Source organism: Adhaeribacter swui (genome assembly GCF_014217805.1).
Classification (GTDB): Bacteria; Bacteroidota; Bacteroidia; order Cytophagales; family Hymenobacteraceae; genus Adhaeribacter; species Adhaeribacter swui.
Window position 1 is genome coordinate 1,004,315 of the sequence record NZ_CP055156.1, and the last position, 18,185, is coordinate 1,022,499.

The window sequence follows — 18,185 nt, forward strand, 5'->3', positions numbered from 1 at the left end:
TTATCAAGTAAACATTATAAGAAACTAATAACATGAATATAGGTGATCGCGTGCGTTTATTGCACGGCAAAGAACAAGGCATTGTTACCCAATTTATTGGCACTGACCAGGTAGAAATTGCCATCGACAATGATTTTACCATTCCGGTTTTGCGTCGCGAAGTGGTGGTAATTGCCGAGGAAGAAGATAAATATTTAAAAAATTCGGGGTTAGAGCAACCCGCCAAAGAAACCCGGAAAAACGAACCGACCCCTTTACCCGTAACGGCCACGGCCGGGGTTTACGTAGCCCTGGTGCCCCAAACTGATGAGCTATTGGCCGTTACCATCATTAACTTTTCGGATTTTGATTTGCTGTTTACCTACGGCGAAGAAACCAACAGTCGCTATAGAGGCATCCAGAGCGATAAATTAACGCCTAAGAATAGTAAAGTGGTGAGCCATTTGCACCTGAAAGATTTCGATAAGTGGCCCGATTTGGTAATCCAATATCTACAACACCGCGCGAGTGGTGTTACCTTACTGGAACCCGTAGTAAAACGCATTAAGTTTAAAGCGTCATCGTTTTACAAGAGCAAAAAAACGGCTCCGGTTGTTAAGAAAGAAGCTTACTTGTTTACCCTGGACCAAAAACCAGTAGAAGTAAATCCATCTAAAATCCTGGAAAACTTAACCGAAACCGAAACGAAAAATCCGGAAAATTACCAGCTGGTAGCCCCGTCGCACGAAGTGGATTTGCACATTGAAAAACTAACCGACCTGGATCCGACATTAATGAGCAACAGCGAAATGCTGCGCACCCAATTAGCGGCTTTTCAGGATAACCTGGACCGGGCGCTGGCCACTAACATGCACGAAATTATTTTTATTCATGGCACCGGCAACGGCGTGCTGCGCAAAGAAATTCATAAAATACTAAGCCAGCGGCGCACCCAGATTAAGTTCTACGAAGATGCCCGCAAAGAAAAATTTGGCTACGGCGCTACGCTCGTTCGATTGAAATAAAGTTAAATCCGGCAGATGAGAAGTAAGAAAAGCAACTAAAACGCAGTTATGAATCAGCTAGTTTTTTAAAAAAGCCCGCTGAAAAAAAAACTGCTAACCAGCACTTAAGGCAACATCCAGTAGCTAGTTAAAATTCTGATCAACAAGATTTTTTAAAAAATTGCGGAAACTTGCTTTGGTTATAGAGTTGGGTATTATTAATAGTACCCAACTCTATACCAACCGACCATTATGATTGATAGCTTCCATTATAAGTTCCTTAAACCCGATAAGCCGATTTCTGATTTTGTAGAAAGTATCGGTATGTTTCACAATCCATCGGATGAAGCCAAAGAAGTGGTGGTAATGCCTGATGGACGCATTGATTTATTCTTTTCATTATCTGCTTCAGAGCCTTTTCATGTTACTTTGATTGGCTTAGAAACTGCCCCCGAAACCAGAAGCATTCTGCCCCATGCCCTCACTTTTGTTATTAGTTTTAAACCGCTGGCCGTCGAATACATTTTACAAACTTCCATCGCTGATTTATTGAATACTGCCAAAGATGTTGGGCCTGGTTTCTGGGATTTTAATGCAAATGATTTACAGAATTTTGATGTTTTTTATCAGAAAGCCTTCAAGAAAATTACAGAACTTTTACCACAGGAAATAGATGAAAGAAAACGTCAGCTTTTCAAGTTAATTTATTCCTCCAAGGGCCAAATGAGTGTAACCGAGCTTTCTCAAAAAGTATGCTGGAGCAGCCGGCAAATTAATCGTTATTTTAATCAACAACTCGGGCTTTCCTTAAAGGCTTACTGTACTGTTCTACGCTTCCGGGCTTCGCTGGAACATATTGCTGAAGGCCAGCTTTTTCCGGAACTAAAATTCACCGACCAAACCCATTTTATTAAAGAAATTAAAAAATTTTCGGGGGTAGCACCCAAAGAGTTATCTAAAAATAAAAACGACCGATTTGTACTATTATCAGTCTTAAAGCAGAAATAGTTTTGCTTCTGTAAAACTAATTTTAAAAAAATGCTGATAGAACATAAATCCATTGCCATAGTGGGCGGCGGCCCCGGCGGACTTACCTTAGCCAGATTGTTGCAAATGCACGGCGCTCAGGTAAAAGTGTACGAAAGAGATTTAAATAAACATGCCCGGGTGCAAGGCTCCCCCCTGGATATGCACGAAGAATCCGGGTTAGCGGCTTTACGCCAGGCAGATTTGTTAAACGAGTTTAAACAGAATTTCCGGCCTGGGGCAGATAAAATGGTTATCCTGAATGAACGCGCCGAATTATTTTTCAGCGACCACAATGAGAAGCCCCAGGAAGATTTTGGCAGTGCAAATTTCCGCCCCGAAATAGACCGTGGCCCCCTAAGAAATATGTTGCTGGCCTCTTTACAACCAGACACCGTGGTATGGGATAGTCATTTTATTTCGATGGAACAACAAAATGAGGGTTGGTTATTACATTTTAAAAACGGCCTACCGGCTTATGCTGATCTGGTAATTGCGGCAGATGGCGCCAATTCTAAAATCCGACCTTACATTACCAACATTAAACCTTTTTACTCCGGCATTACCATGCTGGAAGGCAATGTTTATAACGCCGAAAAAACAACACCTCATATTGCCGCGCTTTTACAAGGCGGCAAAATAATGGCTTTCGGAAATACTAAAAATTTACTACTCGGCCAAAAAGGCAACGGCGATTTGGGGTTTTATGCCAGTTTTAGAGCCGATGAAAAATGGGCCGCCAATAGTAACTTAGATTTTTCTGATAAAACGCAATTGCTAACGTGGTTTAAAAAAGAGTATAGCGAATGGAGCCCAGTTTGGTACGAACTCTTTGAGAATGCCGCCCCCCCTTTTATTCCACGGCCTATTTATTGTATGCCTTTCGATCAAACCTGGGAAACCTTGCCCAACGCAACACTACTGGGCGACGCTGCCCATGTAATGCCGCCTTTTGCCGGAGAAGGGGCCAACATGGCCATGCTGGATGCCTTGGAATTAAGTGCCTGTTTAACCGCTAGTCGCTACTCTTCTTTGCAAGAAGCTCTTGCTTTTTATGAAGAAAATATGCGCAAAAGAGCCGCCAAGGCCGCCCAGGAATCACTGGAAAACGGGGAGCGAATGCACTCCGAAATTGCTTTAACGACAATGGTGGCAATGTTCCAAGGACATTAATGACTAAATGCCCAACCCAAGTTAAGGTTTGTGATTAAAGGCTCAACCAGGCACTTTTATTAACTTTTTACCAAATTTTATATTGCATATCCTGCTTACGATATAAACTATTAACTGAATCGTCTTCTTCAATTACAAAAGCTCAAATCAATTAATCTTAAACTTGGGAGTATTTGGGTCCGCGATTTACAGATTGCCAGTTTTCAGGTAAGCCCCGCTATGATCCAGGGTATAGCGCAAAAAGCCACGAACCAGGAATTTAGACTGTATTCGATGGGCAGCCTGGAAGAATTTGCACAGTCTGTTAAAAAGCAAAGAGCCGAAAACCCCGCGGGAGAAAAAGGAATTGTACGCCAAATGGCAGCAAAGTCAGTATATGTATTCGATGTTTACCACGCAGCACCAGCACTTAGCCAATGCGCGTTACCAAAACCTCACCTGGCCAACTGGGGAATCGTGCCTTACATCTTTTGTAAAATAACTAGCTATCTTGGGTGGGCCAAAAACTATCCAAGGTAGCCTTTGTGCAGCTATTTAAAATGCTAAGCCACATTGTATTTACCGAAAGACTTTACCAGTTTTTTGCAGAAACGAAGACCAGAAATCCGCTGCTTTTTCCGGAGCAGAACCAAACCTCATAAATTTGAGTTAAATTTGTAAAAATATGGCAAGCCGTCTTATCGCTGCGCCTTCGGGCGGAGAGGAAAGTCCGGGCAACGTAGAGCAGCCTACTTCCTAACGGGAAGGGTTCCGGCGCCAGCCGGGATACAGCCAGTGCCACAGAAAATAACCGCCATTTTTAATTTTTTAAAATGGTAAGGGTGAAAAGGTGCGGTAAGAGCGCACCAGTACGCGGGTGACCGTTGTAGCTGGGTAAACCTTAGGCGTTGAAAGACCAAATAGGCTGGCAGCACTGCCACTTCGGTGGTAGTTAAGGGCGGCTCGTCCGATGCCAGTGGGTAGGTTGATGGAGCCCCGCCGCGAGGTTGGGCCTAGATAAATGATAAGACGTTAACCTTTTGGTTAGCGACAGAACCCGGCTTACAGGCTTGCTATATTTTTAAATTTTTAAAATTTCAGGATTTCAGGGCAACTCCGCATTTCCCTTTTCATTATTTTGCCCCCAACACAGCCATGTTACCCGAAAAAGAAATTGTACGGATTAGTAAATTTCTGAGTTTGGTGTTGCGGCATCGACCCGAAAAAATCGGCATTTCACTGGATGAAAACGGCTGGACCGACGTAACAACCCTAATCCAACAAGTCAATAAAAATGGCGTGCCACTTTCGCGGGAAGTTTTGAAGTTAGTAGTGGAAACCAATAGTAAAAAACGGTTCGCCTTTAACGCCGATAAAACCAAGATCCGGGCCAGTCAAGGGCATTCGGTTAACGTAAATTTAGATTATACCCCTCAAACTCCACCCGCTATTCTCTACCACGGCACCAGCGAGCGCCACTTAAAATCTATCCTGGCCACGGGTTTGCAGAAACAAAACCGCCACCACGTCCATCTGTCTACGGATGTAGTTACCGCCCGGAACGTAGGGCAACGACACGGCAAACCCGTAATTTTACGTATCGATGCCGAAATCATGACTAAAAATGGGTATTTGTTTTACTTATCCGAAAACCAGGTTTGGCTCACCGACCACATTCCAACGGAATACTTGCAGATTGTAGCCTCGTAAAAGTTTACTTGCCTTTTCCGTTCCTAATTGTTAATGCCACAAAAAGTTGGTAGAAAATAAAATTTTAAAAAATCGTTTTCGGCCAATAAAATAAAACCTAGTTCTGGCGTTATAGCAACAACAAGAACCATTATGCAATGAAATTGGCTGTTACTACCTGCCAAAGTGGTTCTTTTACTCTCCCACTACTTTTACATCATCGGTTGCTATAAGCCACGGCTCTTGGCGGTGACTTTTGCTTAGTAAGATTTACCCTTGCCTTTCGGCTTTTAACATTTATAACTAAATCTTAACGCTAATTAAGTTTATGAGAAAAGTAGTTTTAATAGTGTACTTGTTTTTCCTGATTGCCCCATTTTGCTACAGCCAGAAATCTTTTGGCGTGAAAGCTGGCCTGAATGTAACCAAGATGAATGTAAATGAGGCTCACACTTTAAAAGTTAAAAATCGGTTAGGGTATCACCTCGGTTTATATAAAGAATCTAACTTTTCGCCTAAAGTCTTTTTACGGATAGAATTATTCTATACCCAAAAAGGAAGTAGATATTCCGACACTTTAACCTTGCCTTTTACCAATGAAACAATCCGAAGTAAAGGAACGCTCATTTATAACTATTTCACACTTCCATGGTTACTTGGCTATAACCTTAATAGCAAAACAGCCATTTTCCTAGGTCCGGAACTTAGCTTATTAATAGCTCCTCGTATTAAGGAAGATGGGGGTAAAGCGCACAATATGCGACATATTTTAAGATATAATGCTCCAGATATGGGAATTACTGCTGGTTTCCGGTACAAAATAAACGAGAAGTTGAACGCAGATATCCGGTACACTTATGGTTTTAGCACCATGCTGCAGTACGAAGCTACTGACGCTCAAGGAAACACTTATTCACCTAAACAAAGCCACAACCAAGCGGCCCAGTTAGGTTTAAGTTACCGGTTAAAAACAAAGGAGAAAAGAGTTTAAATTTAAAATTATTTCAATTAAAAATTCAGCAATAAGGCCTAGATTTTTTAAAAACAGAACACGCTCTAATTACATTGTTGCATAATAATACAATACAAGTAGAGCGTGTTTAAAACCTCAAAAACAATAAAATTACTTCTTCTTGGGAGCGCGTTGTTCTAAGTCTGCAATGGGTATGGTAATTAAGCGACCTACTGGTTTGTTGCCCCGGTAAGTAATCAATCTTAACATAGCGGCATCTTTAGGGGGCACCAGCGGTTCCAGGTATTTTGGGTAAAACCGGTCCGGGAAAGAGTTGTCGAACGTGTAATAAATATCCAGTCCTTCTACTTCGGTGCTTAGCTCCAGGCTTAAATAATCGCCGGGGGTGCGGGTTACGTTTATAATGGGCTCATACACGCTGGGAGCGTAATTTTTCTCGGCAAACTGGTAGCGGGTAAAGTGATTCTCAACGCGGTTAAAGAAATCGGGCCAGCTTTTATTTTCTTTCGGCGACCACAACGATTCGGCTATAGCAAAACCGCGGGGCCAGGTCATGTACTGCGCGTGGCGCATGTTGTAAATTTGCTCCGTCCAGAGGTTAGCCTGTCCGCCTTTAATGTATTTGGGATTTACGCCGTCGGGCAGGGGTTCAAATTGGTAAGCTTTGTTTAACCGCAGCGAAGCGTAAATCTTGGGCTCAATGGCCGGGTCGCCTTGCATGTAGTCAATGTAAGCAAAATCAGTGGGGCTCATCACCACTTCGTGTTTTTGGCGCGCAGCCTCAATGCCGCCTTTCATGCCACGCCAGCTCATTACGGCTGCACTAGGCGCCAAACCGCCTTCCAGAATCTCGTCCCAGCCCATAAACTTTTTACCTTTGGCCAACACTATTTTCTCCATTCGTCTTTCAAAATACCCCTGCACTTCGTGCATATTTTTTAATTTTTCTTTTTTCATGAGGCTTTTAATAGCGTCACTTTTTTCCCAGAAATTCTGTGGGGTTTCGTCGCCGCCCAAATGGATGTACTCAAACGGGAAAAGCTGGGCTACCTCGGTAAGCACCTTATCCATAAACTCGTACACCTTTTCGTTGGCCGGGCACAACGTATTATCTATTAAAGCAATGGGCGGCGCGCCGCGCGACCAATCCATGATTTGTTCGCCGGACCGCACCCGGTAATTTTCTACGCCAGGCGTGCACGATAGCTCGGGGTAAGCCACTACCGCCGCCAAACTATGGCCGGGTACATCTATTTCGGGCAAAATACTTACGAAACGATCCCGGGCGTACTGCACCAGTTCTTTAATGTCGTCCTGGGTATAAAAACCACCGTAGGTGCGGGGCTCATCGGGCGCCGGCGGCGAAAACGTGCCGAAATACCCTTCTTTTTTCACGTTCCAGGCGCCTACCTGGGTAAGTTTGGGCAGACTTTTAATTTCAATGCGCCAACCTTCGTCGTCGGTTAAATGCAGGTGCAGCAAATTGTACTTGTAGCGCACCATATCATCAATAAACTGCTTTACTTCGTCTTTGGTGAAGAAATGTCGCGACACATCAAACATCAAGCCCCGCCAGCCAAACCGGGGGTAATCCATTACGGTTACACAGGGTATTTGCCAGTCTACATTTTTAACCGGAGTAGCACTTTCGATTTCGGCCGGGAATAACTGCACCAACGATTGCGCGCCGTAAAATAAACCAGCCGGTTGGTTCGCCCGGATTACGATATCTTTCGGGGTTACGGTTAACCGGTAGCCTTCTTTGCCAAGGGCTTTATCGGTGGTTTCATTTAAAATTAACCGGATGGTAGCGGTAGTGGCCGGTGCACTAACGGTTACACTACGGTCGGTAGGCACGGCTAAGAATTCTTTTAAAAAAGCAATGGTTTGCTTTAGCTCCGGGTGCGCACCGGCGCTAATAACTACATTTTGGGGCAGTACAAACTGGCCGTTATCCACAGTCATGGAAACGGGTTGCGGTATAATGGCGGGTGTTTTTTGGCTAGCAGTAGTTTGACCTAATGTAGTTAAAGCCATTAGGCAAAAAGCCAGTTGCAGGTAAAGATTTTTCATGAATGGGTAAGGTTATTCGGGTATTTGATTTTTTCGAAAGATAATAATAGGGAATAAATCTTTCGGATTAAAACGATCATTGAAAACCAGCTAAAATCAATCTTTAAAATCTTTCATTTTATTTCTCGTTATCAAAATTTTTAAACTCTTGTTCGCATAGCGGTTGTGGCTGCTTTGATTGCTGATTGAAGTTGTTTCATAGTTTAGGTCTTGTTCTTTTTGTCTTGATACAAAAAGAACCAACGAAAATCATGACGCTAAAAACTCGCTGACCGCTCAAACAGTTTAGCGTCAACACTTGCACCTGGCTCAGGCTGATTGTTGCAGGCAAGTAAAATTTTAGATTTTTTAAATTTTTAAAATTTTGTCATTCAGAAGGAACCTATTTAACTACGAAGCAAAACAGATCCATTAGGTAAATACCTTAAGCATGCAGTTACTTCCATCCTGATGCAGATCAGTAATAACCGCATCTCCTCCCCTGTTTTTAGGGGAGGTGCCCTTTAGGGCGGAGGGGTAACAAAAGCCTGGAGATTTGAAAAGCTCCAGGTAGATCAAATCCAAAGTGACATTAAAAAACATGATACAAATTTTGCAGAGAAAGATCTGATCAGCTAGGTTTTTCCGTACATCCAACCTTTACAATCTAAACCCAACAAACTATGAAATTTATCACAAATAAAAACGCCAGTACCGGCGAAGAAATAAAAATAGCCTATGCCGATTATGGTAGCGGTCGACCCGTAATTTTGATCCATGGCTGGCCTTTAAGCAAAGAAATGTGGGAATACCAGGTAGGTCCTCTGGTAGAATCGGGGCACCGGGTAATTAAATACGACCGCCGGGGCTTTGGGCATTCCGAAAAACCCTGGAGCGGCTACGATTACGATTCTTTAACCAGCGATTTACACGCGCTCATCGAGGAGTTAGATTTATCCGACGCCGTGCTGGTAGGCTTTTCCATGGGTGGGGGCGAAGTAGTGCGGTATTTAAGCCGTTACGGCAGCAGCCGGGTTTCTAAAATTGTACTGGTTTCGGCCGTTACGCCTTACTTAGGTAAAACCCAGGATAACCCGGATGGTGTAGCCCCTAGCGTATTCGCTGAAATGCTTACCCAAATCAAAGAAGACCGCATTGCTTTTCTGGATGATTTTGGCAAAAAGTTCTTTGGTGTAAATTTATTAAACCACCCGGTGAGCGCGCCTTTACTGGATTATTACCGCATGCTGGCTTCGGTGGCGTCGCCGCGGGCCACGGAGCAATGTGCCATTGCCTTTGCGCAAACGGACTTCCGGCAAGATGTACAAGCTATTTCGGTACCAACCTTGATTATTCACGGCGACGACGACCAGACCGTGCCAATTGAGGCGAGTGGCAAGCGCACTGCCAGCATGATTCCGGCCGCCCAGTACCTAGTGTACGAAGGTGCGCCGCACGGACTTTTTTACACGCATAAAGAACGCTTAAACCAGGATTTGATCCAGTTCATCGCCTCATAAGCTTACTAAAACCTGGTATTATATTTAACGGCTCTGTTACGCAACAGAGCCGTTTTGTTTTCCATCAGGTACTAAAGTTTTTTAAATTTTAGCGTTTTTAAAGGGCTTTTGTTCCTTCAAATTTTAAAAAATTTAAAAAATAGCTTTTAAAATTATCCCGGATAAAATATTAACTTCAAGAGTTTTAGCTAAAGCCACCACCTATGCAAACGCTACAAGAGCCTTCTGTCCGGGAGAACCAAGCAATGTTGCAAGACCCGTACGTAATAACGAACAACAAAATCCAGGAACCGCCAACTACCCTTCGGGGAATTGCCCGTCACCTGGGTCCGGGTTTTGTGCTTTCGGCGGCAATAGTGGGTTCCGGCGAGTTGATTGCTACCACGGCCTTGGGCGCGCAAGCGGGTTTTGTTACCTTTTGGGTAATTATTTTAAGTTGTCTGGTAAAAGTAGCCTTACAGCTGGAGTGGGGCAAACACGTGATTCATTCCGGCGAAACGTCCATGGCCTCGCTTAACCAACTACCCGGTTTTAAAATGGGTAAGGCGAACTGGAGCATCTGGCTGTGGTTGTTTATTCAACTGTTTAAGCTTTTGCAGGTGGGCGGCATTGTGGGTGGCGTAGCCATTACGCTGAACATGATGGCCCCGGTTATTAGCATTCCCGTCTGGGCCGTAGTCATAACCTTCATTACCGCTTTGCTGGTGTACAAAGGTTACTACAAAGTAGTCGAGCAGTTTTCGCTGATCATGATGGTGTTCTTCACGGTTTTTACCTTGGCTTCGGTGTTTTTTCTGCAATACACGCCATTTGCTATTTCGTGGGCCGATATTCAGGAAGGTTTACAACTAAAGCTGCCGCCCAGTACCGTGGCTATTGCCATTGCAGCTTTTGGCATAACCGGCGTGGGTGGCGACGAAATTATGTATTACAACTACTGGTGTATCGAGAAAGGGTACGCCGGATTTACGGGAATGCGGCAAAACACCCCGGAGTGGCAGCAAAGAGCCAAAGGCTGGATAAAAATTATGTATTACGATGCCTTGCTGGCCATGGTGGTTTACACCGTAGTAACCGCCGCTTTTTATATTTTAGGAGCGGCCGTACTGCACAACCAGGGCCAGGTGCCCGAAGGCTATAATATGGTAAAAGTATTATCGGGCATGTACACGCAAACCTTAGGTCCGTGGGCCGAAGTTATCTTTATGATCAGCGCTTTTATGGTGTTGTACTCCACCATGTTCACGGCTACCGCCAGTTTCACGCGTATTTTTTCAGATGCTTTCGGGCAGTTGGGTTGGGTATCGTTTACCGATTATGCTACCCGCAAAAAAACAATTGCGGTGCTGGCCTGGGCTTTTCCGGTTAGCTGGTGTTTGCTGTTTTTGTTTATTAAGCTGCCCATGAGCATGATTTTACTGGGCGGCTTTATGACCTCGATCTTATTACTCTTAGTCGTGTACGCGGCCATTTATTTCCGCTATCGCCGTTTACCGGCCGCTTTAAAACCTACCCGGTGGTACGATCTTGCTTTTTGGCTGAGTTGTATTACCATTCTGGCTATTGCGGTGTACGGCATTGTGCAGGCAATAAAATTGTAAAAACTAATCGAGCCTGTTTCAGAACTTTCCCCTATTCATATCTATACAAATTAGTTACAGCTCTTTTAAAACTAAGCTTAAACTCTTGCAGAAAGATTTTGGAGAGTGTAACTTATTGCAAACTTTTGTTTAATTTTCAACCCGATTCTATTTTTTAAATTTTTTATTTTCTATGAACGTACACCATTCTTTTTCTAAGAAATTTATTCTGGTTGGTATGATGCTGGGCGTATTTGGCTTAACCCAAGCCCAGGCGCAACAAACCGTACCCACTCCGCCCAAAATGGTACCCGAAATGACCGAGTTCTGGGAACCTGAGGTAAAAGTAGTTACTCCGGGCGCTGGTACCGGCATCGCAGCCCCATCGGATGCCATTATTTTATTTGATGGAAAAGATTTATCGCAGTGGGTATCGGTTAAAGATCCTTCGGCACCAGCCGGCTGGACCGTAAACAAAGGCGTATTTACCGTTAAAAAAGGTACCGGCAACATTCAAACCAAGCAATCTTTCCTGGATTACCAATTGCACATCGAGTGGCAAATTCCAGCTAACATTACCGGCAAAAGCCAGGGCCGGGGCAACAGTGGCGTATTCTTATCGTCTATTGGTGGCGGCGATGCGGGTTACGAACTGCAGGTGCTCGATAGCTACAACAACCGTACTTACGCCAATGGCCAGGCCGGCAGTATTTACAAACAATTTCGCCCGTTGGTAAACTCTATGCGCAAACCCGGCGAATGGAACGTATACGATGTGGTGTTTACCGCCCCGCGCTTTAAAGAAGATGGTACGCTTTTCAGCCCGGCCCGGGTAACGGTATTCCATAACGGCGTTTTAATTCAGAACAACACCCAGATTAAAGGCCCAACCCAGTACATTGGTATACCAGACTATAACCAGCCACACGGCAAAGGCCCGATTAAATTACAAGACCACGGCGACCCTAGCGAACCTATCAGCTTCCGCAATATCTGGATTCGCGAGTTATAATAACATAAGCCGGTTACCGGTAAGCATCATTTAAAATTAAGAAAGGCTCCTGTTGCGGGAGCCTTTCTTTTTACCTACCCGGTCAAAACACTGCTCCTGTTTATTTTTTAAAAATTCAGCTTCTCCGGAAAAATTTATTTGCCGAAGTAATTTTTTAAAAAATTGCTTTTCCAGATTTATCTTCTTTTACTTGTTGGTTTAAATTCTGATAAAAACCATTTTCGGAACAAACTTTAACGCTTAATTAAAATTCTTAAATATTTCCAGTATGGCCTTATTTGATTTAACCGGTAAAACAGCCGTAGTTACGGGCGGTGGTAGTGGCATTGGTAAAAGTATTTCGCATTTGTTTGCCCAGCAAGGAGCCCACGTGTATATTCTGGAGTTAAACGCCGAAGCCGGCGAGGAAACAATCCGGGAAATTACCGAAGCGGGGGGCAAAGCTACTTTACGCCCCTGCAACGTGGCCAAACAAGCCGAGGTACTGGAAGTTTTTGCCGGTATAGAACAAAAAGCCGGAACCATTGATATTTTAATAAACAACGCCGGTATTGCCCACGTGGGTAATTTAGAAAATACCGCCGAAGCAGATATTGATCGCATTTACTCGGTTAATATTAAAGGCATGTATAACTGCATGCTGGCCGCCGTTCAAATCATGAAAAAGGCCAACAAAGGCGTTATTACCAACATGGCTTCGGTAGCGGGTTCGTTAGGCATCCCCGACCGGTTTGCTTATTCTATGAGTAAAGGTGCCGTTATCGCCATGACGTATTCGGTAGCCCGCGATTATTTAACATCCAACATCCGGTGCAATTGCATTTCGCCGGGCCGGGTACATACGCCGTTCGTTGACGGCTTTATTGCCAAAAATTATCCGGGCCGTGAACAGGAAATGTTCGAGAAACTATCGAAAACGCAACCCATTGGCCGAATGGGCACTCCCAACGAAATTGCTCACCTGGCGCTGTACCTCAGCTCCGAAGAAGCCAGCTTTATCACCGGCACCGACTACCCGATTGACGGCGGTTTTATAACGCTGAATAGTTAACTCCTCCGGCCTAAAGGCCAAGCTAAAAACAGGGAGGAGATGCGGGTAATGCTGCGTAGAAAGATGACTCAATTAATTCTAATCATCAATCAATTTTTTAAAATTTTAATAAAAAACTAGATTGACATTGCTACTGAATTGAACCTAACAAAACATCGGCAATTATTAGCAGAAATAATGCTATTAGTTACGACAAGCCGCCTCTCCTCCCCTGTTTTTAGGGGAGGTCCCGCAGGGGGAGGGGTATTTTAAACTTATAACCTACTTGATATATTAAATGAAATTAATTCGATTTGGAGAGCCCGGCCAGGAAAAGCCCGGCTTGCAATTGCCTGATGAGCGCCGCATAGATGCCAGCGCCTTCGGCGAAGATTACACCGAACAGTTTTTTGCTACCGATGGTTTAACGCGCCTGCAGGCCTGGGCCGACGCCAATGCGGCTACGGCTCCCGAAGTTGGCAGTGAAGTACGTTTAGGGCCGCCCATTACGCGCCCCAGCAAAATTATTTGCATTGGTTTAAATTACTCCGACCACGCCAAAGAAACGGGTGCCGCTACGCCAGCCGAACCTATTGTTTTCTTTAAAGCTACCTCTTCTTTGGTTGGCCCGAACGATGATTTAATTATTCCGAAAAACAGCGAAAAAACCGATTGGGAAGTAGAACTAGCCGTGGTAATTGGTAAAAAAGCTACTTACGTAGACGAAGCCGATGCCCTGGATTACGTTGCCGGTTACGCCTTGCACAACGACTACAGCGAGCGGGCGTTCCAGTTAGAGCGCGGTGGCCAGTGGGTAAAAGGTAAAAGTTGCGACACGTTTGCTCCTCTTGGACCATTTTTAGCTACCAAAGACGAAATTGCCGATGTGCACAACTTGCGGTTATGGCTTACCCTAAACGGCGAAACCAAGCAGGATGGCAATACCAGCAATCTTATTTTTAACGTACCTTACGTGGTTAGTTATTTAAGCCAGTTTATGTCGCTGCTTCCCGGCGATATTATTTCTACGGGTACTCCGGCCGGCGTTGGATTGGGTTTTAAACCGCCGCAATACTTAAAACCCGGCGACGTAGTAGAATTGGGAATTGATGGTTTGGGTGTCTCGAAACAAGTAGCCCGAGCGTTAAATGCTTAATCTAATAACAGGCAGTACAAGCTAAAACTTAAGCTGCCTGTTATTTTTACATGTAACTTTTTCTTAAAATTAGTTATACTTTTCTGGCATTATTCTATAATTTCATAATTAGGATTTTTTTAATTTATATTTTCTATTAATATTCCCTTTCTTTCTTCATCTTACTTCTTATTTTCTATATTGAACAAATCTCCTACCTACCAAAAACTGTTAAATTTCAAAGTATTTCTGCTATCCTGATCTATCACTTATGTAATGCTGCCTCAAAACTTTTATTAAAAAAAGCTTCTTTTGAATTTATTTGGCACATAAAATGTGTTAACAATTATAATTTTCCCGATAACAAGTTCTTGTTTCAAAGTTCTGCCATTTATTTAATTGCTTTGCATGCCAGCTAAAAATTTTACTTTACTTGCCCCGTCCGAAGAAGCGAAAAGATTAAATACGCTGTACCAATACGAAATACTGGATACCGAGGCAGAAGCTGATTTTGATGCTATCACGCAATTGGCTTCCCAAATTTGCAATACGCCTATTGCGCATATATCTTTTATTGACCAGGATCGGCAATGGTTTAAATCGATAATCGGTCTGAAATTTACCGAAATAGCGCGTAGTAATTCATTGTGCCAATATACTATTCTGGATGACAATATTCTGGAAGTAGAAGATTCGTCGGAACACGAGTTGTTTTGTAAATACCTTGCTGTAACCCAGGACCCGCCAATTCGCTTTTATGCCGGCGCTCCTTTAATTACCTCAGATGGTTACCGGATAGGTACTTTGTGCGTGCTTGATAAAAAATCCAGATCCTTAACCAATGCGCAACGTCAGTCCTTACAAACCCTGGCACAAGGCGTGATAACTAGCTTAGAACTCCGTTTTCATCGCAGAAAATTAGAACAAGAAAATCAACGGTTGAACCTTCATAAGATGCTGTTTAACAATAGCGTGGAGATGATGTGCATCATTGATTTAAAAACAAGCTTGTTTATAGAAGTAAATGCGGCGGTTAAGACCATAATGGGCTTTGAACCGCACGAACTTATTGGCCAATCGGTTTTAGACTTTATTCATCCCGAAGATTTAAATAACTGGATTAACTTACTCGAGAAATTGCCTGCTGGAGAGGCCATAGAATCAGAATCGAGGTACTTTGCAAAAGATGGTACCATCCGGTGGATTAGTTGCCGTAACCAAACCATTCATGGAAAAATATTTGCTACCGCCCGCGATATTACCCAATTACGGAAATCGGGTAGTGAAAACCTGAATGTAGAAAACCTGCTCATAAACGTACTGGACAACTCCCCTTCGGGGATTTGCGCTTTTCAATGCATCCGGGATGAAGCCCATCAAATAGTTGATTTTAAATGGTTAATGCTCAACCAGGCCGTAGAAAAAATTATCGAGCAAAAAGCCTCCGATGTCATTGGGCAGGCTTTTTCAAAGGTATCAAATTCCGAAAATTTAAAAATCCTCCTTCCTTTAGCTAAACAAGTAATCGACCAGAATACGCCCATACAAGAAGAACTTTATTTTTACGGAAAAGATGGCCGGAAGAACTGGTACCAACTAATTGCCAATAAAATGGGGGATGGCCTGGTGGTAGTGGTAAATGATATTTCGGAACGTAAACTAAACGAAGAAGAACTTCAAAATCAGCGCACTTTTTACGAAAGCATTTTAAATAATATACCGTCGGATGTGGCCGTGTTTGATGCCGAACTACGCTACTTATTTGCGAACCCGCAAGCCATAAAAAATCCGGAGATACAGCAGTGGATTATTGGCAAAAATGATTTTGAATACGCAGCTTATCGCAACTGTAAACTAAGCATAGCCGAACAGCATACACAAAAAATACAAGAAGCTATCGTTAAAAAGCAAATTATGCAATGGGAAGAGACTATTGCAGCTCCCGATGGCCAGCTATTTCATTATATGCGCCGGCTTAATCCTATTTTTGATGAAGCCAACAACCTGCAATACCTCATTGGCTATGGTTTTGATATTACCGATCGCAAAAATATAGAAACCGAATTGCAGTACCAGAAAGAGTTGGTGCAACAAGTAATAGATACCAACCCGAGTTTGCTGTATTTAAAAAATGAAGAAGGTCAATTTACCTTGGTAAACAAAGCCTTTGCTGATTTTTTTGGTTTACCGGCCGATCAGTTAATCGGGCAAAATTCAGCGGCATTCGAGTCCTCCCTGGAAGCCTCCGCGGTAAGCCAGAATCAGGATCATCAGGTTCTGGAAACCTGCCAATCCGTCGAGATAAAAGAATTAAACGTGTATCACCCTTTAAAAGACCAACAACTGTGTTTTAATCTTTTAAAAATACCGTTTATTCAAGCTGATAAAAAACCGCAGATATTGTGTATTGCCACCGATATTACTGAAGCCAAAGAGATAGAACGAAGCCTGCGGGAAAGCCAGAAAATGCTAACGGAATCGCAGCAAATTGCACATCTGGGTTCCTGGTACTGCGATTTAAAGTTAGAAAAAGCCGTTTGGTCCGACGAAACTTTCCATATTTTTGGATTGGAGCCTCACGAAGAACCGCCTAATTTTAAAGAAGTACTGCAGCTTTTGCACCCCGAAGATGCCCAAGCCTTAATTGGAAAGCTGCAGGAAACCATTGTTTATCAACAACCTTACACCGCAGAATCGCGAATAATGCTGCCCAATGGGCAAGTGCGCTACATTCAGGATGTGGGACGCACCGAATTAGATGAAACCGGCCAGCCTTGTCGTTTGGTGGGCACCATCCAGGATATCACTAACCACAAGAAAATTGAGCAGGAATTAATTCTGGCCAAAGAACAAGCCGAAGAATTAGTGCGGGCCAAGGAAATGTTTTTATCCATGATGAGCCACGAAATCCGGACGCCGTTAAATGCGGTTATTGGCATGTCGCATTTGCTTTTGCAAAGCAACCCCAAACCGGAACAAATCGAAAACTTAAAAGTGCTGCGTTTTTCCGGCGAAAACCTGCTTATCTTAATAAACGATATTCTGGATTTTAGTAAAATAGAAGCCGGTAAAATTACCTTTGAAGAAACACCTTTTAACCTGCCTGATTTAATCTCCAGCGTAAAGCAATCGTTCCAGTACCAGGCCGATGAAAAAAATTTAAAAATTAAAGCCCGTCTCGATGCGGCTTTGCCCTCTGTTTTGGTGGGCGACCCCGTGCGATTAAATCAGATTATTACTAATTTGCTATCTAACGCCATTAAATTTACTGCTCAGGGTAGCATTACCATGGATATTGTTCTGGAAGAAGAAACCAAAGAGCAGGCTACTCTATCGTTTATAGTAACCGATACCGGCATTGGCATTCCGGAAGATAAACTTTCTGTTATTTTCGAAAGCTTTACCCAAGCCCAATCCGACACTACCCGCAAATTTGGTGGCACCGGCTTAGGTTTAACTATTACTAAACGCCTGATAGAGCTGCAAAACGGCACTATATCGGTAACCAGCACCTTGGGCAAAGGCAGCGTATTTACAGTAACCATTCCGTTTAATAAAAGCCCGCAGCAAGTAGTAGCTCCTGATCAACCTTACTTTGATAACCCCAGCCAGAATTTAGAGAATGTGCGTTTGTTGCTGGTAGAAGATAATGAGGTAAACCAGTTTATTGCTATGCAGTTTTTAAAAAATTGGGGCATTACGCCAGATTGCGCTTTAAACGGGGAAGTAGCCGTAAACATGGCCCGGCAGCAAACCTACGATATAATTTTAATGGATTTACAAATGCCCGTAATGGATGGGTTTGAAGCCACCAAACAAATCCGGGAGCTGGGGGGCAGCTACGCCACTATACCCATTATTGCTTTAACGGCATCTGCCATGGTGGATGTACGGGAAAAGGCGCTGCATTACGGCATGAACGAACACGTAAGTAAACCTTTTAACCCGAACGAGCTGTATTCAAAAATTATTAAATACACCAACCCCGAAATTTTACCGGCTGCCATTTATCACAATAATTTTTTATAATAGC

Annotated in this window: 13 protein-coding genes and 1 other RNA gene; 13 read left to right on the plus strand and 1 reads right to left on the minus strand. The window is 43.5% G+C overall.

The window, feature by feature from the left end; genetic code table 11:
- The first annotated feature begins 32 nt into the window (after nucleotides 1-32).
- The 7 genes from HUW51_RS05220 (at nucleotide 33) to HUW51_RS05250 (ending at nucleotide 5,841) form a co-directional block, all read left to right on the plus strand.
- A complete protein-coding gene (locus HUW51_RS05220) occupies nucleotides 33-1,004 on the plus strand; it encodes a Smr/MutS family protein (RefSeq protein WP_185272938.1) in 972 nt (323 codons plus the stop codon).
- A gap of 231 nt (nucleotides 1,005-1,235) precedes the next feature.
- On the plus strand, nucleotides 1,236-1,991 hold the full coding sequence (locus tag HUW51_RS05225; RefSeq protein WP_185272939.1) for a helix-turn-helix domain-containing protein: 756 nt from the start codon (nucleotides 1,236-1,238) through the stop codon (nucleotides 1,989-1,991).
- 30 nt (nucleotides 1,992-2,021) lie between these two features.
- Entirely contained in the window at nucleotides 2,022-3,182 is a 1,161-nt protein-coding gene (locus HUW51_RS05230) for an FAD-dependent oxidoreductase (protein WP_185272940.1), read from the plus strand.
- A gap of 219 nt (nucleotides 3,183-3,401) precedes the next feature.
- A complete protein-coding gene (locus HUW51_RS05235; RefSeq protein WP_185272941.1) occupies nucleotides 3,402-3,701 on the plus strand; it encodes a hypothetical protein in 300 nt (99 codons plus the stop codon).
- Between the two features lie 145 nt (nucleotides 3,702-3,846).
- An RNA gene (rnpB, locus tag HUW51_RS05240) (RNase P RNA component class A) lies at nucleotides 3,847-4,242 on the plus strand.
- A gap of 74 nt (nucleotides 4,243-4,316) precedes the next feature.
- On the plus strand, nucleotides 4,317-4,871 hold the full coding sequence (locus tag HUW51_RS05245; RefSeq protein WP_185272942.1) for an RNA 2'-phosphotransferase: 555 nt from the start codon (nucleotides 4,317-4,319) through the stop codon (nucleotides 4,869-4,871).
- Between the two features lie 307 nt (nucleotides 4,872-5,178).
- A complete protein-coding gene (locus tag HUW51_RS05250; RefSeq protein WP_185272943.1) occupies nucleotides 5,179-5,841 on the plus strand; it encodes a porin family protein in 663 nt (220 codons plus the stop codon).
- 132 nt (nucleotides 5,842-5,973) lie between these two features.
- Here the strand turns inward: HUW51_RS05250 and HUW51_RS05255 are convergent, their stop codons facing one another.
- Complete coding sequence (locus tag HUW51_RS05255; protein WP_185272944.1) at nucleotides 5,974-7,896, minus strand: beta-N-acetylhexosaminidase; 1,923 nt, start codon at nucleotides 7,894-7,896, stop codon at nucleotides 5,974-5,976.
- 662 nt (nucleotides 7,897-8,558) lie between these two features.
- Here HUW51_RS05255 and HUW51_RS05260 point away from each other — a divergent pair.
- From HUW51_RS05260 to HUW51_RS05285, 6 genes are all read left to right on the plus strand, one after another.
- On the plus strand, nucleotides 8,559-9,395 hold the full coding sequence (locus tag HUW51_RS05260) for an alpha/beta fold hydrolase (protein ID WP_185272945.1): 837 nt from the start codon (nucleotides 8,559-8,561) through the stop codon (nucleotides 9,393-9,395).
- 203 nt (nucleotides 9,396-9,598) lie between these two features.
- Nucleotides 9,599-10,996, plus strand: a complete 1,398-nt coding sequence (locus HUW51_RS05265) for an Nramp family divalent metal transporter (protein WP_228466934.1) — start codon at nucleotides 9,599-9,601, stop codon at nucleotides 10,994-10,996.
- Between the two features lie 172 nt (nucleotides 10,997-11,168).
- The gene (locus tag HUW51_RS05270; protein WP_394353945.1) at nucleotides 11,169-11,987 is read left to right on the plus strand and encodes a 3-keto-disaccharide hydrolase; all 819 of its coding nucleotides are present in this window, start codon (nucleotides 11,169-11,171) and stop codon (nucleotides 11,985-11,987) included.
- A gap of 268 nt (nucleotides 11,988-12,255) precedes the next feature.
- A complete protein-coding gene (locus HUW51_RS05275; RefSeq protein ID WP_185272946.1) occupies nucleotides 12,256-13,038 on the plus strand; it encodes an SDR family NAD(P)-dependent oxidoreductase in 783 nt (260 codons plus the stop codon).
- Nucleotides 13,039-13,315: 277 nt separating this feature from the next.
- Complete coding sequence (locus tag HUW51_RS05280; RefSeq protein ID WP_185272947.1) at nucleotides 13,316-14,173, plus strand: fumarylacetoacetate hydrolase family protein; 858 nt, start codon at nucleotides 13,316-13,318, stop codon at nucleotides 14,171-14,173.
- Between the two features lie 387 nt (nucleotides 14,174-14,560).
- The gene (locus HUW51_RS05285) at nucleotides 14,561-18,181 is read left to right on the plus strand and encodes a PAS domain S-box protein (protein ID WP_185272948.1); all 3,621 of its coding nucleotides are present in this window, start codon (nucleotides 14,561-14,563) and stop codon (nucleotides 18,179-18,181) included.
- Nucleotides 18,182-18,185: the final 4 nt, after the last annotated feature.